We start from the raw sequence: 24,258 nt of genomic DNA on the forward strand, positions 1-24,258 counted from the left end.
GACCCGTTCGGCGCCAATGTCATAAGACAAGCAATTCCAGGAAAAGTGTGAAACGGTTTTCCCGGGAAAAGCGCGTAGCGCTTTCCCTCAGGGAATTGCGTTCAAAACAAAGAGTTAGAGCCGTTCGCCTTTTCCGTGAAACGGTGAATTGCTCTAAGCGTCGCCGGCTGGCCGTATTCTCAACCTTGCGATCCGGTTCTTGTCGCGCTTCATCACGACGAAGCGTTTGCCATGGAAAGTAAACGCCTGTTTTTCCTCGGGGATCGACTGCGTCTCGTGGATGACGAGACCGGCAATGGTGGTGGCCTCCTCATCCGGCAGGTTCCAGTCGAGCGCCCGGTTCAGGTCGCGGATCGGCACCGTGCCATCGACGACGACGGAACCGTCGGCCTCCTGCTTGACGCCCTGGATGTCGACATCGTGCTCGTCGGCGATCTCGCCGACGATCTCCTCGATGATGTCCTCCAGCGTCACCAGCCCTTCGACCTCGCCATATTCGTCGACGACGACGGCGAAATGCGCCTTGCGGCGCAGGAAGGCATTGAGCTGTTCCTGCAAGGTCGTGGTGTCGGGCACGAACCAGGGTTTCGAGGCGATCTTCATCACGTCGATCTTGGAAAAGTCGTTGCCGACATCGTTGAGCGCCCGCAGCAGGTCCTTGGCGTGCAGAACGCCGACAATGTTGTCGAGCGAGCCTTTCCACAGCGGCATGCGGGTGTGCGGGCTCTGCAGGATCTCGCGCACCACCGCCTCCGGCGCATTGTCGGCATTGACCGAGCGCATGTTGGTACGGTGGACCATGATGTCGGACACTTCGAGCTCGGCGAGATCGAACAGGCCGCCGACGCGATCGCGATCCTCGCGCACCACCTGGCCGTCGCGGCGGAAATCGTCGACCGCGCCGCGCAACTCGGCCTCACTCGAGCGCTGCGGCCCGATGCGCGACAGTTCATAGCCGAAAGCGGCAAGCAGGCGCGCACGCAACGCAACCGCCAGCAGGACGAGGACGGCAAGGACAGCGACGACGATCCAGCCGGTCTCGTTGGTCATCTCGGCCGGCTCTTCTGCTGGCTCGGCCGCATCTTCTGCTGGCCCGGCCGGCTTTCCTGCTCGCCCGGATGGCTCTCCTTCAGGAACGACAGCACTTCCGAAGCCGGCACATCCTTGGCGATGAAGGCCTGTCCGATGCCGCGCGTCAGGATGAAGGTCAGCGCGCCGCGCGACACCTTCTTGTCCTGGGCAATGAAGGAAAGTAGCGCCTCGGCATCGGGCAAATCACCAGGAATATCGGCCATCCGCCACGGCAGCCCGACGGCGCGCAGATGCGTCTCGACGCGTGCCGCATCGTCGGGGCTGGCGAGGTTGAGCCGCGATGAGAACCGATGCGCCAGCGCCATGCCGATGGCGACACCCTCGCCATGGACGAGCCGGGTTCCGTCATACTGGGTGGCGGCTTCCAGCGCGTGGCCGAACGTGTGGCCGAGATTGAGCAGCGCACGGTCGCCGGTCTCGAACTCGTCACGGGCAACCACATCGGCCTTGGCGCGGCAGGCCTCGGCAATGGCCTGCGCCCTCTCCGGCCCGCCGGCGAACACTTGGGACCAGTTCTCTTCCAACCAGGCGAAAAACGCCGGCCGGTCGATGAGCCCATATTTGGCAAGCTCGGCATAGCCTGCGCGGAATTCGCGGATCGGCAGCGTGTCGAGCACCTCGGTATCGGCCAGCACCAGCTTCGGCTGATGGAAAACACCGACCAGGTTCTTGCCGCGCGCACTGTTGATGCCTGTCTTACCGCCGACCGAGGAATCGACCTGCGCCAGCAGCGAGGTCGGGATCTGCACGAAATTCATGCCGCGGCGCACGATACCGGCGGCAAAGCCGGCAAGGTCTCCGATGACGCCGCCGCCAAAGGCGATGACGATGTCGCCGCGTTCCAGTCGGGCGGCCAGCACGCCGTCGACCACCTCTTCGAGATGGGCGAAGCTCTTGGTCTTCTCGCCGGGCGGCAGCGTGACGATAGTGGGCTGGATGTCGTTCTTTTCGAGACCCTTCGTCAGTGCATCGAGATGCGCTGCCGCGACATTGGCATCGGTGATGACCGCGGCGCGTGTACCAGGCAGGCGGCGCGAAATCTCCTCACCGGCGCGCGACAGCAGACCGGAGCCGATCAGGATGTCGTAGGCCCGGTCGCCAAGGCCGACTTCGACGGTGACCGGCTGACTTGCGCTCACGATCGCACCTCGTCTGTAGGGACAGTCTCATCAATGCCGAAATGCCGGCAAAGCGCATCCACCACCTCGGCCGCGATGATCTCCTTGCGGTCGTCGCGGGTCGGCACGGTGACGTCCGATGTCGCGTAGACGGGATAACGCTCCTGCATGAGCCGCTCCAGCACGGCGCGGGGGTCGGCGCTTTTCAGGAGCGGCCGGTTCTGCTTCTTGGAGACGCGCTCCATCAAAAGGTCGAGCTCGGCCTTCAGCCACACCGACACGCCATGGCCGGCGATGGCCTCGCGCGTGTGGGCGTTCATGAAGGCGCCGCCGCCAGTCGACAGCACCTGCGGGCCGTTCTCCAGCACGCGCAGGATGACGCGTTGCTCCAGGGCCCTGAACTCGGTCTCGCCATAGCGCTCGAACAGCTCCGGAACGGTCATGCGCGAGACGCTTTCAATCTCCTGGTCGCTGTCGATGAAGGGCAGCGCCAGCATCGCCGCCACCTTGCGGCCGATCGCCGTCTTGCCGGCGCCCATCAACCCGACAAAGACGACGGAACGGCTGCCCAGCCGGCCAAGCAGCGCGGCGTGGTTCTCCTCTGGAGGATTTGATGGCAGCGCGTTCATCTGATGCTTCGAGTGCCCCCTTTGCCGGCGTATCGACATGAAAAGCCCGTTTTCGTCAAGCGTGGCGAGCAGCCCTGAGCATGATATGGGCTGGCCGTGCATCATCAGAAGTTGCTAACAAACCTCAGCTTCTTCCTTGAATTGGGCGGATTGGCGTCCCATAAGGGCACAGGGTTTGGAAACGCAGAACAAGAAGACGGGCGAAAATTGATGCCGACACTGTTTCGCTTTGTCGTGATCCTCGCGATTCTGGCCGGCATTGCCTATGGTACGATGTTCGCGCTGGTAATGTTCGTCGAGCCCAGGAAGGCGGAAATGAGCGTGCGCATCCCTCCCGAAAAGCTCAATCCCAAGAAAAGCTGATCGCCGCCAAAGAAAAGCTCCCCAAGAAAACCTGAATGAACAGCGCCGCCCGCATCGAAGCCTTCCTGGAAATGATGAGCGCCGAGCGCGGTGCCGCCGAAAACACGCTGTCCTCCTATCGCCGTGACCTCGAAGACGCTTCGGAAGCGATCGACGGCGGGCTTGCAGGTGCCGCCGCCGCCGATATCCGCACCTATCTCGACGATATCACCGCGCGTGGCTTCGCGCCCACGTCGCAGGCGCGCAAATTATCGGCGATCCGCCAGTTCTTCAAGTTCCTCTACGCCGAGGGGCTGCGCGCGGATGATCCGACCGGCACGCTGGACAGCCCGAAAAAGGGCCGCCCGCTGCCGAAGACGATGAGTGAGGCCGACACCGGCCGGCTGATCGACCGCGCAGCGCTTGAGGCCGGCGATCCCAGGCCCGGCAACGATGCGGCGCCTGGCGACAGCGAGTGGCTGGCGGCACTACGCCTGCATGCGCTGGTCGAGGTGCTCTATGCCACCGGCCTGCGCGTTTCCGAGCTGGTCGGCCTGCCGGTGACGGTGGCGCAGCGCGACGACCGTTTCTTCATGGTGCGCGGCAAAGGTGACAAGGAGCGCATGGTGCCGCTATCGGCCAAGGCGCGCACGGCGATGCGGAGCTGGCTTGCCGCCCGCGCCAAGGTGCCTGCCTTCGCCGACAGTCCGTTTCTGTTTCCGGCCGCCTCGGCCAGCGGCTATCTCTCGCGCCAGGTCTTTGCGCGCGACCTGAAAGGGCTGGCGGCAAGGGCCGGCATCGCCTCTGCGAAGATCTCGCCGCATGTGCTGCGCCATGCTTTCGCCAGCCATCTCCTGCAGAACGGCGCCGATCTCAGGGCCGTGCAGCAGTTGCTCGGCCATGCCGACATATCGACGACACAGATTTACACCCATGTGCTGGAAGAGCGGCTGGTGCGGCTGGTCAACGATCATCATCCGCTTGCCGACTAGGCCTCATATCGCTATGTGAGGACGACGTTCCACCGCCCGGAGCCTTGGATTTCAGGGTTCCGCCAGTCCTCGCCTTCCGACGTATCGGTCCGCTCACGCATGTACAATTACCTCGATTTCGAAAAGCCGGTGCAGGACCTCGAGGGCAAGATCCTCGAGCTGAAGAAGCTTGCCGAGAGTGGCGAGGCGGTCGATGTCGGCGACGAGATCAGCCGTCTCGAGAAGCGCTCCCGCGACGCGCTGCGCGACGCCTACAAGGCGCTGACGCCGTGGCAGAAGGTGCAGGTGGCGCGCCATCCCGACCGGCCGCACTGCGTCGACTACATCAAGGGCCTGTTCAACGATTTCACGCCGCTGGCCGGTGACCGCAATTTCGGCGAGGACCAGGCGATCGTCGGCGGTTTCGCCCGCTTCCGCGGCGAGCCCGTGGCCATCATCGGCCAGGAAAAGGGCTCCGACACGACCAGCCGGCTGCAGCACAATTTCGGCTCGGTGCGGCCGGAAGGCTACCGCAAGGCGGTGCGGCTGATGGAACTCGCCGACCGCTTCAATATCCCGCTGCTGACGCTGGTCGACACCGCTGGCGCCTATCCCGGCGTCGGCGCGGAGGAGCGCGGCCAGGCGGAAGCAATTGCCCGTTCGACCTCGGCCTGCCTTGGTCTGAAAGTGCCGTCGATCTCGGTGGTCATCGGCGAAGGTGGCTCGGGCGGCGCCATCGCGATCGCCACCGCCAACCGCGTCTACATGCTCGAACACGCCATCTATTCCGTGATCTCGCCGGAAGGCGCCGCCTCGATCCTGTGGCGCGACACGACACGGTCGAAGGACGCGGCGACCAACATGAAGATCACCGCGCAGGATCTTCTGGAGCTCAAGATCATCGACGCCATCATCCCCGAGCCGCTCGGCGGCGCGCATCGTGGCGCCGAAACCGTGATTGCCGCGACCGGCGACCTCATCGCCAAGACGATGAAGGATTTTTCTGGCGCCAACACCGACTTCCGCGAGCAGCGCCGCGAGAAATATCTGGCAATGGGCCGCAGTCTCTAGACCAAGGCCCTGCCCCGCCCGCCGCAATGTGGCGGCACGGAGCATTTTTGCCACAAAAATGCCGCTGCATTCGGCTCAATGAGACTGCCGCAGGGGGACGCGTCGACACTTGCGGTAAGGAATTTTCAAGGTTAACGGGCTTAGTGTCCGTACACGTTCAGTGCAGTAGCCTTGGCATGAATTGCCGTGGCGCCAGAGAAAAGACGATATCCGCAGCCATGTTCGCCAAGTTTGCCCGCACTGGAATCCTGATCGCTGCCCTCGGCGTTGCCGGCTGCAACGATTCGTCGATGAAGGATTTTGCCCCGGAGGCCAACAAGCCGCTGCCCGACAAGATCCTCGCCGACATGAGGGCCAAGGGCATGGTGCGCACCTCGTCGGTGATGGCCCGCATCTTCAAGGAAGAGGGTAAGCTAGAAATCTGGAAGGCCAAGACCAATGGCCGCTACGACATGGTGGCGAGCTACGACATCTGCAAATGGTCGGGCAAGCTCGGGCCGAAATACACCGAAGGCGACCGCCAGGCGCCGGAAGGCTTCTACACGGTGCGCCCGTCGCAGATGAACCCGCGCTCGAACTACCATCTGTCCTTCAACATCGGCTTTCCCAATGCCTATGACCGGGCCAATGGCCGCACCGGCGCCAATCTGATGGTGCACGGCGCCTGCTCGTCGTCGGGCTGCTATTCGATGACCGATGCGCAGATCGAGCAGATCTATGCCTTTGGCCGCGATGCCTTCCAGGGTGGCCAGACCGAATTCCAGATCCAGGCTTTTCCGTTCCGCATGACCGCCGCCAACATGGCGCGCTACCGCAACGACCCGAACTATGAGTTCTGGAAGATGCTGAAGGTTGGCTACGACAATTTCGAAGTCACCAAGGTGCCGCCGAAGGTCGACGTCTGCGAGAAGCGCTATGTCTTCAACCAGGTCGCCGCCGACGGCCAGACATTTGATCCGACCGGCACCTGCCCGGCGACCACACAACCGGATTCCTTGAAGAGCGCCTACAACGCCTATCAGAGCACCTATGACGCGGCGTTCAATGGCGCGCTCAAGGCCAGCACGCCGCCGCCGAAGCCGACCATCGCCGGCGTCAAGGAAGCCAGCATCGTCTCCGACTGGTCCAAGCGCCGGGCGCGCGGCGAGCGTGTGCCGATCGATCCGCCGTCGCTCAACACCGATGGCTCGGTGACCGAGACGGCGCGCATGGGCCGCATCGATTCGCCGGCCGGCCGCAAGATGGCGGCGCTCGACGCCGAGAAAGCCGCCAAGCAGAAGGCCGAGGAGCAGAGGCTTGCCGCCATAGAGGCAGCCAGGCAGGCCAAGGAAGCCGCCAAGGCGCAGGCCCTGGCCGAAAAGGAAGCCGCCAAGGCCCAGAAAGAGGCGGCCAAGGCCGCCAAGGAAGCGCCCGTCGCCACCGCCACCATCGCAGCCCCCATGGAGGCCGCGCCTGAAGCTGAAACGCAGGCGGCGAGCGCCGACGAGAGCAGGGTCACCAGACTGAAGAACAAGCTGCTCGGCATGTTCGGCGGTTGAGGCTTTTCGCCAATGCATGTCACCCAAAGGTGCGTAGCGGTTTTGGGACAACGACATGCTTGAAAACAAGGTTTCCAAGCCTGCGACCGTCTACGACCTCAAGGGGCTGAACTGCCCTTTGCCTGTGCTGAAAGCAAAGAAACGGCTGGCCGGAATGCAGCCAGGCAGCCGGCTCTGGCTCGAAACCACCGACCCGCTGGCCGTCATCGACATCCCGGCATTCTGTTCCGACAGCGGCCACCATCTCGTCGAAACGGCGGCGGTGTCAGGCGGTCATCGCTTCCTGGTCGAGCGCGGCGAGCAGCAATCGTAGAGTTTACCGCCCCGCGATCGCCAGCGGATTGTTTTCCAGCGCCGCGCGGTCGGGCGTGTCGATCGACGGCCGGTTGGTGAACGCGGCGAACAGCCGACGCACATAGTCTTCCGGCATATCGAGCGTGATCAGCACTAGCCGCGTGCCGCGCTGGCCATCCGGCCAGGACGGCAATTGCACCGGCGGATGCAGGATCTTCTGCACGCCATGGATCACCAACGGCCGCGACGGGTCTTCGCTGAGCTCGATGACGCCCTTCATCCGCAGCAGACGCTCGCCATGTGCCGAGCGCAACAGGTCGAGAAACATCTCGATCGCTGAAAACGGCACCGGCCCGTCGTGGACCAGCGAATAGGAACGCACACGCTGATCGTGGCCGTGGTCATGCTCGTGATCATGGCCGTCATGATAATGATCATCATGATCATGCGCCTCGCCCAGCCAGCGCCGCACATCGGCGGATTTGGTCGCCGGATTGTAGAGACCGCAATCAAACAGCGCCGCCACGCCTGTCTTCGTGTCGGCAACGTCAAGCAAATCGGCGCCCGGATTGATCTGCCGCAGGCGCACCCGCAGCGTTTCCAATTCATGCGGGTCGGTGACCAGATCGGCCTTGCTGAGCACGATGCGGTCGGCAACCGCCACCTGCTTGACCGCTTCGACATGCGCGTCGAGCGTGGCCTTGCCATTGACCGCGTCGACCAGCGTGATGACGCCGTCGAGCCGGAAGGCCTGGACCAGCGCCGGATGCGCCATGATCGACTGCAGCACCGGCGCCGGATCGGCCAGCCCCGTGGTTTCGACGATGACGCGGGCCAGGCGGGCGATGCGGCCGGTCTGCAGCCGGTCGACCAGGTCGGCCAGCGTGTCGACCAGTTCGCCGCGCACCGTGCAGCACAGGCAGCCATCCGACAGCTGGATGATGCCGTCGGACGCCTGCTCGACCAGTAGATGGTCGATCGCCACTTCGCCGAATTCGTTGATGATGACCGCCGTGTCGGCAAGCGCGGGATCTTTCAGCAGCCGGTTGAGCAGTGTCGTCTTGCCGGCGCCGAGAAAACCGGTCAGCACCGAAACAGGGATCGGGAAGCTGCTCATCCGGCTAATTCGCAACCTTGACCGGCTGGTCGCCTTGCGCGGCGGGACCGGCAACGACCGGGCCTGTGCCGGCCGGCGCCGGCTGGTCGGGACGCCAGCTCGGGATCGGCACGTCGGCATATTCCTGGCCGCCCTGGTCGAGCATGGCCTTCGGCGCCGGACCGGTGGCGCCGCCGAGGCCGACGGCAACCAGCGTCGGCACATGGTCGAGCTTTTCCTGGTAGGGCGATTTCGGCACATCCTTGGCGGCAGCGGCGGCGGGCGGTGCCTCGGACTGCTCCGCCCGCGCCTTCTTCTTGCAGATCTCGTCCTGCATGTCGTTGGGCGACACGGTGTCACCATAAGGCGCTAGCGTGGCGATGGTGGCCGAACCGGCGGCCGGCGTGTCAAAACCCTGGTCGAGCAGTTTCGCCGCGGCCTCGGCACGGGTGATTGCCGACTTCTCGCCAAGCACGACCGCCACCAGCGTGCGCCCATTGCGGGTCGCCGAGCCGATCATGTTGAAGCCCGAGGGGCAGACGAAGCCCGTCTTCATGCCGTCGGCGCCGGGATACCGGCCAATCAGCAGATTGTAGTTCGGAATCGCCTTCTTGCCGACCGCAAGCCCTTCGATCGAGAACCACGGCGCATATTGCGGAAATTCACGCCGGATGGCCATCACCAGCACGGCGAGGTCGCGCGCCGTCGTGTACTGGTCCGGCGAATAGAGCCCGTTCGGATTGACGAAATGCGTGCCGTTCATGCCGAGCCTGGTCGCCTCGGCGTTCATCCGTTCGGCGAAGGCTGCCTGGGAGCCGCCGACATTCTCGCCGACGGCCATGGCGATGTCATTGGCCGACTTGACCAGCATCATCTTCAGCGCGTTGTCGAGCCGCATCACCGAGCCCGGCTTGAAGCCCATCTTGCTTGGCGGCTCGGCGGCCGAGTGTTTCGTCACCTTGATCGGCGAATCGAGCTGGACCTCGCCGGCCGCGATCGCCCGGAAGGTCACATAAGCGGTCATCAGCTTGCTCAGCGACGCCGGATACCAGCGCTTGAACGCATCCTGATGCTGCAGGATCTGGCCGTTGTTGAGGTCGAACACAACGACCGGATTGGCCTGCGCCGACCCGGCCAGGACCGACAGCACGATTGCGCCAGCCGAGAATAGTTTGAGGAAATGCCTGTGCCGCATGATCAAATCCGAAATCGCCTCTTGCCGTAGTCGCCCCTGGCTCCGTAAGATTTCGTTACGCGATCGCCAGCACGATGCAGTCCGACCCTCAAAAACCGAACTGCATCGTTGCGGTGCTATTTACTCTATGTGACGCCAACATGGCAAAGCGCCTGACGATCACAATTGCAAGGCAGCGGACAACACCCGCCTGTCCCAACAGCGAGATGGAACCATCATGCCAATCCTGAACCGTGCCGCCGAAATGCAGGACGAAGTTGCCGGCTGGCGCCAGCATCTGCACCAGACGCCGGAACTGAACTTCGATGTGTTCAAGACCGCCGCCTTCGTTACCGAGAAGCTGAAGGACTTCGGTTGCGACGACGTGGTGACCGGCCTCGGCAAGACCGGCGTGGTTGGCATCATCCGCGGCCGCCAGGGCGAAGGCCCCACCATCGGCCTGCGCGCCGACATGGATGCGCTGCCGCTCAACGAGATCTCCGGCAAGCCCTACGCTTCGACCATTCCCGGCAAGATGCATGCCTGCGGCCATGACGGCCATACGGCGATGCTTTTGGGTGCCGCGAAATACCTCGCCGAGACGCGCAACTTCACCGGCTCGGTGGCGGTGATCTTCCAGCCGGCCGAGGAAGGCGGCGGCGGCGGCAACGAGATGGTCAAGGACGGCATGATGGATCGTTTCGACATCTCCAAGGTGTTCGGCATGCACAACATGCCCGGCCTGCCTGTCGGGCAGTTCGCCATCCGCCCGGGCCCGATCATGGCGGCGACGGCCGAGTTCACCATCACCGTGCGTGGCAAGGGCGGCCATGCGGCGATGCCGCACGGCACCATCGACCCGATCGTCATCACCAGCCAGCTGGTCGGCGCCTTGCAGACGATCGCCTCGCGCAGCACCGATCCGGTCGAGGCCGTGGTGGTGTCGGTGACCAAGTTCCACGCCGGCGATGCCTACAACATCATCCCCGAGACGGCCGAAATCGCCGGTACCGTGCGTACCCTGCGCAAGGAAATCGCCAAAAAGTCCGAAGAGCGCATCCGCGCCATCTGCGACGGGCTGGCGACTGCGTTTGGCGCCAGGATCGAGGTCGATTATCAGGCGAATTACCCCGTGACCTTCAATCATGCGGAAGAGACGGTGTTTGCCAGCGATATCGCGGCCGGTGTCGCCGGCGATGCCCATGTGCACCGCGGCATCCAGCCGGTGATGGGCGGCGAGGATTTCTCCTACATGCTGGAAGCCCGCCCCGGCGCCTTCATCTTCATCGGCAATGGCGACACCGCCGGCCTCCACCACCCGGCCTACGACTTCAACGACGAGGTCATCCCGCACGGCATGAGCTATTGGGTGAAACTGGCGGAAACGGCACTCGCCGCCTGATGCCTGTCGCGCACGGGGCCGGCCGAATTGCGTTCGGCCGGCCTCTTGGCGAAACGATCCGAAGCGGCTATGTGTCTGGCCGCGTGGTCCCGTAGCTCAGTAGGATAGAGCGGCAGATTCCTAATCTGTAGGTCACAAGTTCGATTCTTGTCGGGATCACCACGCAACCTCTTGAAATCCTTTGCTAAATCGGCTTGGCCGAAATCGGCTGAAAGCTCGAATCTTGCCTGCCTTCACGTGGGACCAAGCTGGGACCAAGTATCAGGTCCTGATCCTTTGCCTCGCCTCCCTCTTTAGACATCGTGACGGCTTTCCGTTGGATGCCGCCCTTCCTGCCAAAACCTCCTGAGTTCGACCGTTCCGCACCGTTCTCTCTGCCTTCCTACGTCGGTCGGATGGTCTGGCAATGGACAAGCGCAAGCGTGCCTACGGCATCCAGCTAGCCCCTCCTGAATCCTTCCGCTCCCGACTTCCAGAACGGCCGCATGGGGCGGTCGAAGATGGAGGCCAAAATGGCAAAAAAGGAAACAGCAGCGGCACCGAAGAACTTCCCTTCCCACGGTGTCTTTGTAGTAGAGGGCGAAGGCGAAAAGGCCTTCTGGACCAAAGTCGGTGCAGCCTGGTCCCACAGCGACGGCGACGGCTTCAACGTCACCTTGACGGCGCTGCCGGTCAACGGCCGGATCGTCATCCGCGCCCGCAAGGAGGCGGGGGAATGATCCCCCTAATCCTCCTCTCGGAGCTCCTCGCCAACGGCTGCATGACAGCCCGAGGCAAGGAAGTCGACCACCGCCCCGTGGTCAAGATTTTCGACCCGCACGGATCGGCGACGTGGCTCCTGACGGAAGTCTCGCCAGCGAACCCTAAGATCGCCTTCGGCCTCGCCGATCTCGGCCAGGGGTGTCCCGAACTCGGCTATATCGACCTCAGCGAACTCGCCTATGTCCGGACGGCCATGGGCCTCCGGCTGGAAATCGATCGACACTTCCGGCCGACGAAAACCCTGTCTGAATACGCAGCCGATGCCCGGCATCGCGGCAGGATCGTCGCCTAGCGCGGCGATCCACCTTCTCCGCACATCATCTCAATTTGAGAATGTCACCGATCGGTGACATTCACTCCACCTGCTCTGCCTGTTGAATTGATGATGCGTCGACGATCTTAGGCAAGTTCTCCGCCAAGGCCAGCACAGTGGATGCCGCGCCTCTGGCGGCCATACGGCGAAAGTCATCCATGAACTCCCCTATGCCACTGTTTCCGGAGCCGTTGGCCGGATGCATACTGCGAAGCGCATGCTCGCAGCCTAACAGCAGAATGCGCATTCCGAGGATGTACTTCTCGGTAATGACATCGCGGGCAACGCCGTCCTTCGCCGCTTTTCGATATTTGATATGATAGACGTTGTCATAGTTGATCTTGTAGACGCTCTCCTTCCCGAGGTCCTGAATCAGGCCGCCGTCGGTCTCCGAGAAGTCCTCCGGCCATTCTTCGGTCTGGTAGCCGGGCACATCTCGGCCGTCCTTGGTCAAAAGAATAACGGCCGGCAATCCGTGGGTCGGGGCATCCTCCCCGTCGCCTGCTTTCTTATCCCCGCCGCTGACATCAGGCTTCGGCTTCGGCTTCGGCTTTACTTTATTCTCATCGTCTTCATCGACGGCGGCGACGATCAGCACCCTCACTTCCTCCGACACAACGGCCTCGGGCATTGCTTCGTCATGTAAAGCGATCCGAAATGTGAACGTGTCGTCGATGTCGACATCTTCCTTGCCCGGAGAAAGGTAAAGGGTCAGGCGACCGTCCTTCAGGTGCTCGCGCACGCCGAACTTCTTACGAATCTCTGGGTCGAGGATTACTCTGCCGGGATTGTCCGGCCTTTGCAGATAGTCGTTGGCCGCGTCCGTTCTTGCTCCCAGCGGCCGACTGCGCCCTAACGGAATCTCAACAGCGTTTTTCGCGATGCGTTCCTCCAACCGAATAAAGCTCGGGCTGTAGGATCCCTCGAATTCCTCGGCTGTTCCGCTCTCTTTTCCGCCAGTCTTGGACCCGCCGGAGGCAGGCAGCTTGATCGAAGGATCGCGGCTCGACAGCAGGCCGGCGAGGCTGGGATCCCTGTCGACAAGCTTCTGGAACAGCGAATTGCCCTCTGTCTTCGCGGCGCGTTCCAGCTCCTCGGAGGCAATCTTAGCCTGTAGGTCCTTCAGGGCCTGCGACTCTTTGATTGTCTTGGTGACCTCTTCGAGATAGCGCTCGCCATCGAGCGTATTGCTGATGTGCTCCCGATCGCCCTTCCAGACCTCGTTGTGTGCCGCGAATGTCAGATTACTGGCATCCACGATGAGGACAACGCGGTCTTTTAGGGCGGGAAATCCGCATGTGTTGGAAAGATAGCCACGGGTCTGCTTGTATTGCACCTGCCCGTTGACGGCGTGAAACACCCGGTTGTTGGAATTGTTCGGCTTGAGCCATCCAGGTATGTCCCGCTTCAACGGGATCGCACTGATACTCACCTCCCCCAGATTTGGGTACGAAAACTTGCCGACAAAAACCCTGTCTTCGCCCGAAGCTTCGTCTTCGCCTTCAAGCCCCTCTTCCTTATGAGAATTAAGGAGTAGGAATTCCATCCCGTAAAAAGGGCGTGGGTCGACCCCCAATGCCCGGTCCGGACCGCGCTTCGGATCTGGCTTCTGCCTGAGGTCAAGGATACGGAAAGGCAGGATGGTCTCGACCAAGTTCTCGTTTAGTGCATCGCGCGAACCGCGGAAGCTGAGGAACCTAGACCCGACCTGGTAGTCGTAGAGCTTTACGATCGTGCCGGCATTCAAATGCATGCGGTCGTAGCGCTTCTTCTCAATCGTATGGTAGGGATACAGCTCCTCAGCATCGAACCTTGCGATCTTGCCGCCTGGCATGACGAAATACTCCGCCACAGGCATGCGATCGGGATCGGTTGGCCGACGGCGCATGATGGTCCATCCCCATGGACCCGACTTATCGAAACGGCGGGACACGATGAGCTTGAACCAGCGACGGCCGCAATAGCGAAGCACGCCGGAGGAGCCCATGTTGAACTTGCCCTGGACGAAATTGATCGATTTCTTGTTGCCTGCGCTCAGCGACAGAAAAGTGGTTTCAAACTCGTCCGGGTGCTGGCCTTCACCGTTGTCGGCGAATGAATAGCAGGGCAAACCTTCCGCCTTCGACTTCGCACCTGTGATACCGATGGCGAGATTGTTCTGTGCAAACTGCTTGAGCCACGGATCGTTAGGCCCGAGATTCACGAGCTTTCCGCCGTGCATCTTGTGAACGAGCTGGTCGACCGCTTGGTACATGGTGGCGGGGGCTTTTTTGCCTTTCGGATCGATGCCCTTGAGGTAAGCGTGTTTCAGGAGCACGGCATCGACCATGTTGGTCATCAGTTCGGTCAATGCCTTGCCGCCGTCCGATGCCTGGTTGGAAGTAACGTTGAAATTGGTTTCGCGGCCGTCAAGCGGCCTCCAGTTTTTGGAGTCCCGCATCTCCGGGATTGAAGCAAGAATGTTTTCGACCTCGAGTTCGGACTCGGCAGCCAGAAGTGACAGACAGACTTTTTTGGAATCCATAAATTTACCCCCTATTCCAACGTGAATTTGGTCGCCCCGTTTCTCTTTCCGGAGAGCTCAAAGCGTTTCCGACAAACGTTGATCTCTTCGTTCAGAGCTCTAAAAATCTTCGTAATATCCTCATCTGTGTAGTCGTAGTTCGATCGATTCGCGAGATTCCCGATCAGCTGGATATCCTTAAGCGCCTTGGTAACGCGGTTGGATGCCAGTCGTATGAATTTCGCCCTGTCTTCTTCTCGTACCAATTTCGCTCTCCATGCAAGCGGCGGCAGTAGATATGACAAATGTACGATATTGAAAAGCGATATGTTGCACCGCTGGGTAGATGGAATGCCCCGTGCTACGGCTTTTGGATGATCGACACTCCGCTAAACGATTGTGAATCCAACGAAATTTCCCCGCGCGGCCATTGACTGCAATCCGATGATGAGTATGATTAAATATATTCACGGAGATTCGTGTGTCGAGCGAGAAGACCTACTCTACGGACGGGGCCGCAAAGGAGTTGGGAATCTCGAAGAGCACCCTGCTGCGCTGGTTCCGGGAAAAGAGAATCGATGATGTGAAGCGCGACAGAAATGGTTGGCGTGTGTTCACGCCTGCCGATGTCAAGCGCATCAGGAAGGTGCTGTGATGAGTGTTTCGGTCGGCAAGAAAGACGAGCGAAAGGCGGCAAAGATGCCGAATTTTCTCGCAGTCGATTTTTTTTGCGGCGCCGGGGGAACGACGCGCGGTCTGATCGATGCTGGCGGTTACGTGATTGCCGGGATCGACAAGGACAATCGTTGCGGCCTCACGTACGCAGAGAACAATTTCAACGAATCGGTCGACCATTCAAACTCACGGTTCCTTCACTACGACGTTTTCCCTGCAACCGAGGATTACCCAGGCGGGCAGCAGGCAGAACTATGCTCGGAACTTGATTCGCTGCTGGGCTACTATCGGTCGAAAGCTCCAGCCACTCCGCTGCTTTTTGCCATTTGCGCGCCCTGTCAGCCGTTCACCCGCCTCTCTAGGAAGAAACTGAGCGAGAAGCGTCGAATGGGAAGGGAGAAGGACCGCAGCCTGCTGACGGAAGCCGCCGAATATGTCGACCGCTATAAGCCTGAAATGGTGTTGTCCGAGAATGTTGCAGGTATCAAGGATGCCAAGTACGGAGGCATCTGGGACGATTTCAGGGTGCGCCTGGATCAACTGGGCTACGTGACCGGCTCAAAGGTGGTCTGCACTTCGAACTTCGGCATCCCTCAATTCCGCAAACGCTCGATTCTAATCGCCGTTCGACGCGACCTTGTCCGTGAGGAGCGTTTCGCCGATATCATGGAAACCGAGTTGTTGGTGCCGGATTCAGATCCGAACGAAACTCTGGTTTCGGTATCCCGTGCGATCGGACACTTGCCCCCTATGGCCGCTGGCGAAGTCCATCCGGAAATCCCCAACCATAAGGCTCGTTCGCTGAGTGAGCTGAACCTCAAGCGTCTATCTTCCGCCAAGCCTGGGGAGTCGAATGCCTACATGGCGAACACCCAATATGGCGACCTTACGCTCGACTGCCACCGCAAGGTAAATGAGCGCCTCAACGACCGCTGCTTCAGCGATGTCTATACCCGTATGCATCCGGATCGACCGTCGCCGACGATCACGACGAAGTGCCACAGCATTTCAAATGGACGATTTGGGCACTTCGATACCAACCAAGTTCGCGGAATTTCCCTCCGGGAAGCAGCGATCCTGCAATCATTCCCAGATGAATACGTTTTCTATCCGACGGAGCAGATCGAGCCCGTTGCTCGCATGATCGGAAATGCGGTCCCGCCTAAGCTCGCTCGCTATTTTGCCGGGTACCTGGTCAATTCGATAGAATCGTCGCGCGTCCGCTGACATCTGCCAAGTCTGACAGAAGGGCATCGGTGTCGGCTTCGAGCCGACATTCCCATACGGTCACTACGCGCCAGCCTGCCGCCGTCAGGGCCTCCGAGTTGCGTCGATCGCGGCCCATGGTTCTCTCGATCTTCTCTGCCCAGAATTCTTTGTTCGAGGACGGGCGCCTGCCGCGCCTGCAATCGTGACCGTGCCAGAAGCAGCCGTTTATGAATACCGCAGTCCAGTATTTCGGCAGGACGATATCTGGTCGGCCGGGCAGATCTTTCCGATGAAGGCGGAATCGATAGCCTGAGGCGTGCAGGATCCGTCGAACATAAAGCTCGGGACGCGTGTCCCTGCCTCGTACCAGGCTCATTATTCGCGAGCGGACTTCTGTGGAAACGCTGTCGACCATAGGTAGAGAATATTGCCAGCTTTGATCCAATAGAAGGCTCCCACCATAGAGAGTGGTGAGGGCGGATTCATCCTTGAAGTTCCATGACCCGAATCCGTCCAGTTTCGGCAACGCCCCGTCGGTCTTTCATATGGACCGCTCGTCGGGGTGTGTCGGTCCCGGTTCCCCGTTCCGGGCGCTATGCTGAACCTCCTGCGGCGCACCTGTTAACCGAGCTCGCCGGCCGCGAATTGGCCTCCGGCACCGATCCGACATTGTTCCCGTTCCGGATGTCTCGGCACCTCCACTTTATACGCTGCACTTTTTACATGGGGTCGTCGGCGCATCCTTCCGTGACCTGATACCCACGGCGACCCGAGAATCGCGACGGATGACCCCTTTGAGCGCGACAGATTATTGCGCGAAGGCCGAAATCAGGCCGATTCCGCCTGGTCATGCCCGTCGACGCACTCGGATGAAAAAACCCGCCTCCGAAGAAGCGGGCTTTCCCTTTCACGGTCATCGCGTCCCCGCTGCACCGTAGGCCAATGGTGCCGCACGGCGGTGCCTTGCACAAGGGCTTTCCCTTTCTTCGTATCCCGGGGGAGACAAGCCCCGAAGGGGCGCGTCGGGGCAGCGCCCCATGAGCCTACACCTACGCTGCCACCGCCTCGACATCGACCGAGGCGACCACCTTCGCATTGCTCCGCTTCGGCTGCGCCTGCCATTCGCGATACAGGCGCAGCGCGGCCCGCAGATCCGACCGCATTGCTACTGACAGGTTCGAGAATCCTTCGACGGCTTCCAGGGCCGCCAGTTCCATCACCAGATCCGCAAATGTCCGCCCGCCTAGCAGGCGTCGCGCGCGGTTCACCCGGCTCTTGGCATTCCTGACGGCCTGCTTCGAGAAGCCCCGCGACCGCCGTAGCCACTCCCCGAACCGTCCCTGAATCTCCGGAATGCTCTCGCCCGCTTCCCTCGCCAGAATAACCCGCCCGATCGCCATCGCCAGCGGTGCCGGAACCGCGTTGGCGATCATTTGGTCGATGTCGCGCGAGCATGCGTCAGACCAGTCCCACGAGGCAGGGAAACCCTGAATCCTTGCAACCTGGTCCTGTGTCAGGACGGCGGCCTGCCAGGCTGGGACAGGATCGGCATGATGCGGATTCGCGAGATATTTCGGCCGAGGCCGCTCCCGCGTGGTGCGGATGACCGACGGCGCGGGCTCGTCCAGCATCCGGACACCGCGCCCTTCATAGTACGGTCGGGTGAAGAACGCGCCGACGGCAGCGAGCGTCGCGTCGGCTGGGTGCGGCTTATAGCTCGCAGGCATCGGACGTCGGGAAGACCCTCGCATCGTCGGCGCGGGATCGTCAGCGCTCCAAATCCCCCGCTTTTTCGGCATGCGCGGATGCGCGTAGAAGGCATCGCCGAGTGCGTCCCCAAGCATGTCCCTCACGGTCATCGGCCGAGGCGACCGCGCAGCCGCCAGGCTGGACTCAAGGAAGCCATCCGCTTCACCAAGGCGACCGATGATGAACAAACGCTTGCGCGACTGCGGCACCCCGTAGAAGGAGGCATCCAACTTTGCTTCCGTCAAGCCGTACCCTGCCCGAACGAGCATCGCGCGGGCATCCGCCCATGCCTTCGACGTAGCCGCCTGCGGAACGTTCTCCATGAGAAACCATGCGGGACGCGCGATGCAGACCAGCATGCCGAAGGCCCTTGTCAGCCCCGCGCGCTCGCCCTCGACGCGCTCGCCGGCAGCAGAGAAATCCTGACAGGGAGGCCCGCCGCAGATGATGTCGGGAGACAGTGCCGCGATCATGGGCCCGACCCTGAAAATGTCTTTCAGGTCCACGTGCCAAACATATCGGCCGACGTTTCTCCGATACGTCTCGACCGCCACGTCCCAGAAGTCATACGCCTGCACGATATCAAAACCCGCCTGACGCAGCCCGAGCGACATGCCGCCCGCGCCAGCAAAAAGTTCAACTGCCCGCACCCTGAAGAGCCCCTGTTCCCGCAGCCTATTCCTCAGTTACGGAATCGACGGTTGAAAAGTCGTGAAGATCAAGCTTGATGGCCCGCTGTCCACCCATGCAGATGAAGGCTGGATCGCGGACAATGGAGGAGAGCGACGATGAGCAATGCGGCTCGGGCGGTTTTGGCGGACTGTCGCATCGCCTTGGAAATGCTTGACCTGGAGCAGGATCAAGATCGGTGGCGAGTGCACTGGGCCGGCGCGGTCGCGCTCATCCGCGCCGTAGGCCATGTGCTGGACAAGGTTGATGGGCAGCAGCCGCAAATCAAGGCAGCGGCGAAAGCGGCTTTCGTACGCTGGAAGAGCGACGAGCCAGACCACGCGATCTTCCGCGACTTCATAGAAGCCGAGCGGAACAACATCCTCAAGCGATATGAATCGAAGGTGCATCCTTTGTCGGATGTCCCTGTCGCCATCATTTTGACCCTCGTTAATCCGGAGACCGGCGAGACCAAGCAGGTCGCTATCGACGAGTTGTTTGATGAGAACATTTTCAAGCCCATGGTTGAGGGCTTCGGCCAAGGCGACGATGCGCGAGACATCTATCGTGAAGCCATCGCGTGGTGGGAGCGGGAACTAGATTCCGTCGATAGGATCGCGGTCACGGCCACACGGCAGCCGTGAGAGGTCACCGCTTTCGGATGCCGAGATCGGCCGATGCGGTTGGCAACGCCTAATTTAGGCGGTGCTGAGAATCCGGTGACGCGACTTCAGCGGATTCACTGCGACTTGATTCGCTCACCGGCCGGAATTCCGACCACCCGTCCGTTCATCCCCGGGGAGGAACAGGTGAGCGGTCAGATAGTCGATCATCGCCGAAGACTGGCTACCCGCGCGGAAGCGGCGTTGCTCCTCGAAGTCGAGGGACGGCATCATGTGGATGAGCTGGCCCTCGCGGTACAGGGAAAGCACCGCCTCCGGATCAAGACCTCCGGACCGTTGACCGGCTAATGTGCTTCCCGCCTCGATTGCCGCGCCGATCATGACATCGGCCAGCTGGATCGCAGGACTGGTCTTGGAATCCACCTGGGACACCTTGGCCAGCTTCAGCGGAAATTTGAAGCTGGCGATCTCGCTGACGCGGAACTCGACCTCGGCATCATAGTCGATGAACCTCTGGATCAGGGTGTGATACGTCGCCAAGTTTTTGGACTGGTCGTGCTCTACGCGGTACGGCCCCTCGGACATCACCTCCATGCGACTAATCAGCGACTGCAGCACCACTAGAGCCGCGTCGGTGTCTAGGCCGGGGGTGGCGATGGCCTGCAGGCACTCGGGCGCCGCGAATGCGCCGAGGGGTCCCAAGATTTCTTCGAGTGCTCGCCAGTTCGTCCGACGCACCGCTTGGACTAGATAGCCTAGGGCCTCGGGAGACTTCTCTTTCACCGCGCGCTGGAACGCCGCGAGCATGGTGTCGTAACCGATCGGACTCAGGAATGTGGGTCCGGTGCGGTAAAGCAATGACGCCATCCCGTAGTTTCGGCCATCCTCGTAGAGGTCGAAGTCACGTTCGTAGTAGAAGGGCTCGACGGCGTAGTCGATGAACATCAGCGCCAGGAGGTAGCGCTTGTCGCAGACATAGGTCACGCACTTGAACTGGGTGTGCAGGTCGCGCAGCAACCCTAGAAGACGGGGGTGATTGGCGACACGTCGCGACAGCGCGCGATACTTAAGCTCGGATGCCTGTAACTTCGGGAAGTGCTCCCTGATCAGATGACCGGCGTCGTCGTCACTGATGGCAATGGCGGATGCGCCCTGGAAGCGTTGGTCAACATTGAGCAGGTCAAACCCTGTGTACCCGCTCTCGTCGATTCGGAAGCACTCCATTTCGACCTTCCTCCAGTCCCGTACGACGTCGTGGTCAAGGCATCAGTGTCTCACCAATCGAGCTTGAGTGGAAACTGTCGCCGTGCACCGATTCTCGTGATTGATCGGGATATGATCCGATTGGCCGATCCCGGCAAAACGCTACCAGGGGGCAGCGGGCGGCGGCGGTTGAAATTGGGTGAATTTCAAATTGCGAATCCACTGGCGGTTGCATATGTCCGAGCCGTATCCCGACAGCAGGAGGAGTAGCATTATGAAGGCCGAGGAAATCCCAGCGTTTGTTCAGGATGTCATCGATGCCGGGTGTGACATCCGTGCGATCGGACATAAGGGATACGTCATCGGGGACGCGGATCTATCCGAAGCCGAGTACAGGGCCGCTCGTCCAAAGCTCGCTCGAATCAAGCGCGTCTATGGGGACCGGGATCACTTGCTCGGCGACATCGTCGCTTACCTGCGCACGCTAGGCCGATATATTGAGATTGGAAATTCCTCTGTTCATTGAACAGGGGCTTGACCCGTGCGCCGCCCGCTATGACCATTGATGTCAGCGCATGAAAAAACCCCCATCAACGGCTGCCAGGCCTCCGGGGGTTTTCACGAGAACAGGACGATGATCAGATCAGCCCCCGCCAAAGTCAATAGCCGACAGGCCCGCTCCAGGTGAGCGGCTGGCTGGGTTTCTCCCCAGCCAGGACATCGCCGAAATCTCAGCCAGAGTGTCAACAATTAGATATATCAGGGCGGCCGAAGCTTCCCGGCATCGGCAGCCGCATCCGCGCGCTGCATGCTGCTGTCGGGGCTCGCGGTCCCGCCTCTGGGGTGGCGGCAGCCGAGCAGTCGACGTCGACCAAGGCGGAAGCCCTCGCCGTCGTCGGCGGAGCCTCGACATCCTTCCGGCTGTTCGACCAGGTTCCCGAAAACGCCTTCATCGACATCCATGGCGGACCCGAAGAGCGTATCCGTTCGGCCGTTTCCGTTGTCCCTGCCGGGGCAGAATCCGACCGCCGCGAGGCGGCTTCAGCGGTCGGCGCAGCCGGCCGCCTCGGGAGCGGAGGAGCTACGGTTCCACGAAGGGGAATAGTTGCTCCTCAAAGAGGTCTGCCACTCCCCCTTTCTTCTCTTCCTTCCGAAACCGAAGAAGTCGAAGAAACAGAGGCCTACCGTGTTTCTCCCGGCCCCCGCCGCTGGGATCTCCTGCACAAGATTCAGAGGCTTTGCCGTCCTTCCGATCCGCTGGAGAGAGGCCCTGCCGTCTGCGGCTGTGGACGTCCCGCCCAGGATGCCGATTCCGTCAACATCCACCTCCGCCCCGGAACGGGCGGCAAGGTCCGCGCTGGCGTGTCCGGAGTCTACCGCTGCGGCTCGCCATGGCTCTGCCCGACATGCGCCGCGAAAAAGGCTTTCGAGCGAGCCGAGCGTGTCGGCCGCGTCGCCTCCGCGACCTACGAGCGCGGCGGCCAGGTCGCTCTTGTGGTCCTTACGGCCTCTCATGACCTTGGAACGACGCTTGAGCGCGGCAAGCGACGGATTCAGACCGCCAGCGGCCTCGCCCGGAAGGGGCGGGCATGGGTCGAAGCCTGCGACCACTTCGGCATCCTCGGCGTCGTCGTCGGGCAAGAGGTCACCTACAGTCGGGAAAACGGCTGGCACTATCATCAGCACCTCAACATCGTCTGCGACGGTCCCACGGATGAGGAGGCAGCCCGCGCTGGTGGCGATAGGGATGCCCTGGACGAGCTTGTGAAGACCCGTGCGCAAGAGGCGGGCGAATACGTCGCGGCTGCCTACAAACGCCACATCCGCGCCCATGGCGGGAAGGTTTCGGACAAGCACGGCTGCCATGTCCGCGTTGCCCACGATGCCGACGACGCAGCCGACTACACGTCGAAAGGCAGCATGGCCTGGGAAGTCGCCGGAGGTCATAAGACCGAAACCAGGGCGGACGGGTCGATGACGCCGTGGGACATTGCCGAGGCCGCTGCGGCGGGCGACAAATTCCTCTATGCCCGGTGGAAGGAATACGAGGAGGCGATGCCGGGAACCCGCTCCTGTGTCGTTTCGCCGAGGCTGGCGAAGGTGCTGGAGATCGAGGCTGCTGCCGATGCCGAGGAAGGCGAGCAGGTCATCCACGAATCCGATGAAATCGTCGGCCAGGTCGATGCGCCTGTCTGGTCGCGCTGGATGCGTCACGGCCTTGCCGGGACGTTCCTCGGCCGCGTCGAGGAACGGGGAGAGATCGGGTTTGGCGATGCGGTCGATGAGACGCAGAGCGATGCAGACCGCATAGAGAAAGCCTATGCCGCCCGCGACAAGGAAAAGGAGCGCCAGCGGCAAGCGGGTGTCACAGACCGTCAGGCCGGGCAGCTCAAGCGCCTCGCGATCGAGGCCGCCGACCGCTTGCAGGAAGGCGGCGGGCTTGGGAGCCGTGCCCGCCTTCGTCTTGTAATCGACGGCATCGCTGCCGAGAACCCGGCCCTGCCGCGCCTGGACGAAGGATCGGTCATCGCCGCGACTACATCGGCAGCCAGTGCCGACCGGGAGAATGCGAGACTCATGCAGAAAATCGCCGACATGCTCGGCGGCACTATCATTTGACTCCAATTTCTTCTGCTCCGCGTCGGGCCATCCATCTCCTGCCGCAGCGCCCTTTTATGACCAGAGCAGAAGCCGCCCGTGCGGTCGGCGCTGCGCGCCTCAAAGGGAAATTTCCCCGCTTTTCCTAAGTGAAAAGCTCCTCGCGGCCGGGGCTGAAGCCCCTCCAAATTTTCCTTTGCCCTCCCGTCCGCCTCCCGCTCTTTTCCGGTCAAGGGCGCAGCGGCATACGATGGATGGCATCAAATCGGGGGCTCGTTTTCCCCATGCCTGACGGCAAAGGGGAAACAAGAAGGCAGGAAAGAGGGGCGAACGGCACCGCTGGATGGGCAGCGGCCTCCGGCCTTCGTCGTCGTGACCGGCTGATGCCCTTCTCGCCTTCGCCTGGGCCGCCTCCCGCGTTCGGTTGCCTTCCGGACACGCCGCAACTTTTTTCGCGTGCGCCGGGAACCAACTCGATTCTGGATACATAGTGTCTCGCGGGATGGAAAACATAAATTGTTGACAACGCGGAGAGTTAATTGGTGTGAACCAGTTCAATAAGACAGTTCCGCTGTCGCATTGAATTGTTGACATTAATTTACATTGGAATCTTTTTCTCCGCCTCGTGAAAATAAGCAGATCTATTTCGCAGTTTATCCTTGCGCTACGCAGAAGATGAACTCAACATATATGTATGAGCAGCACGAATTGGTCGGCTGCTTCTGGAACAAAGGATATGGAAATCATGACTGTTAAGCTCACAAACATCCGCATCGAACGCGCCTACGACCTTGGCGGCATCGACCAGCACGAGGATGTCGTCCTTTTCGACATCAACGGCCTTTCCTCGCTCGAATACCTGGACGGTGACGAACTGGGCGACCTGAATGACAGCAACCTCCGCAACTACCTGGACCACGACGAGGCGGACGAGATCAGGGAAAGGCTGGCCGCATGGCTGGCTGGCCCCTCGCACAAGGTCCGCTGGGTGCGCGCCGATGGACAGGGCGAATACACGGGCTGGGAAGTCCCCCACGGCGGCGACGTCGAAGCCGTCAAGGCGGAATGCCTCCGCGAAGTCCTCGACCAGTGCGGCACGGATGAAGATCGCGAGGGCATCCTCGCCGGAACGATCGAGGCCACTCCCGTAGCAGCCTGACCGGAAACCGGAGGCAACCGCCTCCGGCCTTCCCCCGAGCCGTCGCTAGCGACCGCTCCAGCGAGGGC

23 protein-coding genes and 1 tRNA gene are annotated in these 24,258 nt (G+C 61.5%); 15 read left to right on the top strand and 9 right to left on the bottom strand.

Annotated elements, in window-relative coordinates; translation table 11 throughout:
• Positions 1-153: 153 nt before the first annotated feature.
• Genes AC07FD_RS07985 through AC07FD_RS07995 form a run of 3 tightly spaced genes read right to left on the bottom strand, consistent with a single transcriptional unit; the run spans position 154 to position 2,839 of the window.
• Positions 154-1,050 (bottom strand): HlyC/CorC family transporter, encoded by an 897-nt coding sequence (locus tag AC07FD_RS07985; RefSeq protein ID WP_457154045.1) that lies wholly within the window; start codon positions 1,048-1,050, stop codon positions 154-156.
• Positions 1,047-2,231, bottom strand: coding sequence for a 3-dehydroquinate synthase (gene aroB / locus AC07FD_RS07990; RefSeq protein ID WP_478349390.1), 1,185 nt, complete (start codon positions 2,229-2,231; stop codon positions 1,047-1,049). The genes AC07FD_RS07985 and aroB overlap by 4 nt, the downstream gene beginning before the upstream one ends.
• On the bottom strand, positions 2,228-2,839 hold the full coding sequence (locus AC07FD_RS07995; RefSeq protein ID WP_478349391.1) for a shikimate kinase: 612 nt from the start codon (positions 2,837-2,839) through the stop codon (positions 2,228-2,230). The genes aroB and AC07FD_RS07995 overlap by 4 nt, the downstream gene beginning before the upstream one ends.
• A gap of 210 nt (positions 2,840-3,049) precedes the next feature.
• Here AC07FD_RS07995 and AC07FD_RS08000 point away from each other — a divergent pair, with 210 nt between their 5' ends.
• The 5 genes from AC07FD_RS08000 to AC07FD_RS08020 all read left to right on the top strand — a co-directional run bounded on the left by AC07FD_RS08000 (position 3,050) and on the right by AC07FD_RS08020 (position 7,074).
• Positions 3,050-3,202, top strand: a complete 153-nt coding sequence (locus tag AC07FD_RS08000) for a histidine kinase (RefSeq protein WP_095084921.1) — start codon at positions 3,050-3,052, stop codon at positions 3,200-3,202.
• Between the two features lie 35 nt (positions 3,203-3,237).
• Complete coding sequence (locus AC07FD_RS08005) at positions 3,238-4,173, top strand: site-specific tyrosine recombinase XerD (protein WP_478349392.1); 936 nt, start codon at positions 3,238-3,240, stop codon at positions 4,171-4,173.
• Between the two features lie 99 nt (positions 4,174-4,272).
• Positions 4,273-5,223 carry an acetyl-CoA carboxylase carboxyltransferase subunit alpha gene (locus tag AC07FD_RS08010; protein WP_478349393.1) on the top strand — a complete coding sequence of 317 codons (951 nt, stop codon included), beginning with the start codon at positions 4,273-4,275 and terminating at the stop codon, positions 5,221-5,223.
• A gap of 218 nt (positions 5,224-5,441) precedes the next feature.
• On the top strand, positions 5,442-6,761 hold the full coding sequence (locus tag AC07FD_RS08015) for a L,D-transpeptidase family protein (protein WP_478349394.1): 1,320 nt from the start codon (positions 5,442-5,444) through the stop codon (positions 6,759-6,761).
• Between the two features lie 55 nt (positions 6,762-6,816).
• On the top strand, positions 6,817-7,074 hold the full coding sequence (locus AC07FD_RS08020) for a sulfurtransferase TusA family protein (RefSeq protein WP_457153957.1): 258 nt from the start codon (positions 6,817-6,819) through the stop codon (positions 7,072-7,074).
• Between the two features lie 3 nt (positions 7,075-7,077).
• Here AC07FD_RS08020 and AC07FD_RS08025 read toward each other — a convergent pair whose 3' ends face one another.
• On the bottom strand, positions 7,078-8,172 hold the full coding sequence (locus AC07FD_RS08025) for a CobW family GTP-binding protein (protein ID WP_478349395.1): 1,095 nt from the start codon (positions 8,170-8,172) through the stop codon (positions 7,078-7,080).
• A gap of 4 nt (positions 8,173-8,176) precedes the next feature.
• Positions 8,177-9,346 (bottom strand): D-alanyl-D-alanine carboxypeptidase family protein, encoded by a 1,170-nt coding sequence (locus AC07FD_RS08030; protein WP_478349396.1) that lies wholly within the window; start codon positions 9,344-9,346, stop codon positions 8,177-8,179.
• Positions 9,347-9,563: 217 nt separating this feature from the next.
• On the opposite strand from AC07FD_RS08030, the gene AC07FD_RS08035 reads away from it, so the two are divergent.
• From AC07FD_RS08035 to AC07FD_RS08050, 4 genes are all read left to right on the top strand, one after another.
• Complete coding sequence (locus tag AC07FD_RS08035) at positions 9,564-10,727, top strand: M20 aminoacylase family protein (protein WP_478349397.1); 1,164 nt, start codon at positions 9,564-9,566, stop codon at positions 10,725-10,727.
• Between the two features lie 85 nt (positions 10,728-10,812).
• Positions 10,813-10,889, top strand: a tRNA-Arg gene (locus AC07FD_RS08040).
• A 350-nt stretch (positions 10,890-11,239) separates the two neighbouring features.
• Complete coding sequence (locus AC07FD_RS08045; RefSeq protein ID WP_478349398.1) at positions 11,240-11,446, top strand: hypothetical protein; 207 nt, start codon at positions 11,240-11,242, stop codon at positions 11,444-11,446.
• Positions 11,443-11,781 carry a DUF2958 domain-containing protein gene (locus AC07FD_RS08050; protein WP_478349399.1) on the top strand — a complete coding sequence of 113 codons (339 nt, stop codon included), beginning with the start codon at positions 11,443-11,445 and terminating at the stop codon, positions 11,779-11,781. The genes AC07FD_RS08045 and AC07FD_RS08050 overlap by 4 nt, the downstream gene beginning before the upstream one ends.
• A 61-nt stretch (positions 11,782-11,842) precedes the next feature.
• On the opposite strand, the gene AC07FD_RS08055 is transcribed toward AC07FD_RS08050, so the two are convergent.
• Positions 11,843-14,326 (bottom strand): hypothetical protein, encoded by a 2,484-nt coding sequence (locus AC07FD_RS08055; RefSeq protein WP_478349400.1) that lies wholly within the window; start codon positions 14,324-14,326, stop codon positions 11,843-11,845.
• A gap of 460 nt (positions 14,327-14,786) precedes the next feature.
• On the opposite strand from AC07FD_RS08055, the gene AC07FD_RS08060 reads away from it, so the two are divergent.
• Positions 14,787-14,960, top strand: a complete 174-nt coding sequence (locus tag AC07FD_RS08060; RefSeq protein WP_478349401.1) for a MerR family transcriptional regulator — start codon at positions 14,787-14,789, stop codon at positions 14,958-14,960.
• Positions 14,960-16,207, top strand: a complete 1,248-nt coding sequence (locus tag AC07FD_RS08065; RefSeq protein WP_478349402.1) for a DNA cytosine methyltransferase — start codon at positions 14,960-14,962, stop codon at positions 16,205-16,207. Before AC07FD_RS08060 ends, AC07FD_RS08065 begins: the two co-directional genes overlap by 1 nt.
• Here AC07FD_RS08065 and AC07FD_RS08070 read toward each other — a convergent pair.
• Both AC07FD_RS08070 and AC07FD_RS08075 read right to left on the bottom strand, forming a co-directional pair.
• A complete protein-coding gene (locus tag AC07FD_RS08070; RefSeq protein WP_478349403.1) occupies positions 16,176-16,715 on the bottom strand; it encodes a very short patch repair endonuclease in 540 nt (179 codons plus the stop codon). The two genes, AC07FD_RS08065 and AC07FD_RS08070, sit on opposite strands and share 32 nt — an antisense overlap.
• Before the next feature lie 523 nt (positions 16,716-17,238).
• Positions 17,239-18,588, bottom strand: a complete 1,350-nt coding sequence (locus tag AC07FD_RS08075) for a DNA cytosine methyltransferase (protein ID WP_478349404.1) — start codon at positions 18,586-18,588, stop codon at positions 17,239-17,241.
• Positions 18,589-18,726: 138 nt separating this feature from the next.
• Here AC07FD_RS08075 and AC07FD_RS08080 point away from each other — a divergent pair, with 138 nt between their 5' ends.
• Positions 18,727-19,251, top strand: coding sequence for a hypothetical protein (locus AC07FD_RS08080; protein ID WP_478349405.1), 525 nt, complete (start codon positions 18,727-18,729; stop codon positions 19,249-19,251).
• 114 nt (positions 19,252-19,365) lie between these two features.
• Here AC07FD_RS08080 and AC07FD_RS08085 read toward each other — a convergent pair whose 3' ends face one another.
• Positions 19,366-20,454: a hypothetical protein gene (locus tag AC07FD_RS08085; RefSeq protein WP_478349406.1), complete on the bottom strand. Its 1,089-nt coding sequence runs from the start codon at positions 20,452-20,454 to the stop codon at positions 19,366-19,368.
• A 253-nt stretch (positions 20,455-20,707) separates the two neighbouring features.
• Between AC07FD_RS08085 and AC07FD_RS08090 the strand changes: the two genes are divergently transcribed.
• The 3 genes from AC07FD_RS08090 (at position 20,708) to AC07FD_RS08100 (ending at position 24,190) form a co-directional block, all read left to right on the top strand.
• Positions 20,708-20,959 carry a hypothetical protein gene (locus tag AC07FD_RS08090; RefSeq protein WP_478349407.1) on the top strand — a complete coding sequence of 84 codons (252 nt, stop codon included), beginning with the start codon at positions 20,708-20,710 and terminating at the stop codon, positions 20,957-20,959.
• Positions 20,960-21,795: 836 nt separating this feature from the next.
• Positions 21,796-23,052 carry a hypothetical protein gene (locus AC07FD_RS08095; RefSeq protein ID WP_478349408.1) on the top strand — a complete coding sequence of 419 codons (1,257 nt, stop codon included), beginning with the start codon at positions 21,796-21,798 and terminating at the stop codon, positions 23,050-23,052.
• Positions 23,053-23,767: 715 nt separating this feature from the next.
• The gene (locus AC07FD_RS08100) at positions 23,768-24,190 is read left to right on the top strand and encodes a hypothetical protein (RefSeq protein WP_478349409.1); all 423 of its coding nucleotides are present in this window, start codon (positions 23,768-23,770) and stop codon (positions 24,188-24,190) included.
• Positions 24,191-24,258 lie beyond the last annotated feature (68 nt).

It is taken from the genome of Mesorhizobium waitakense (genome assembly GCF_056431085.1).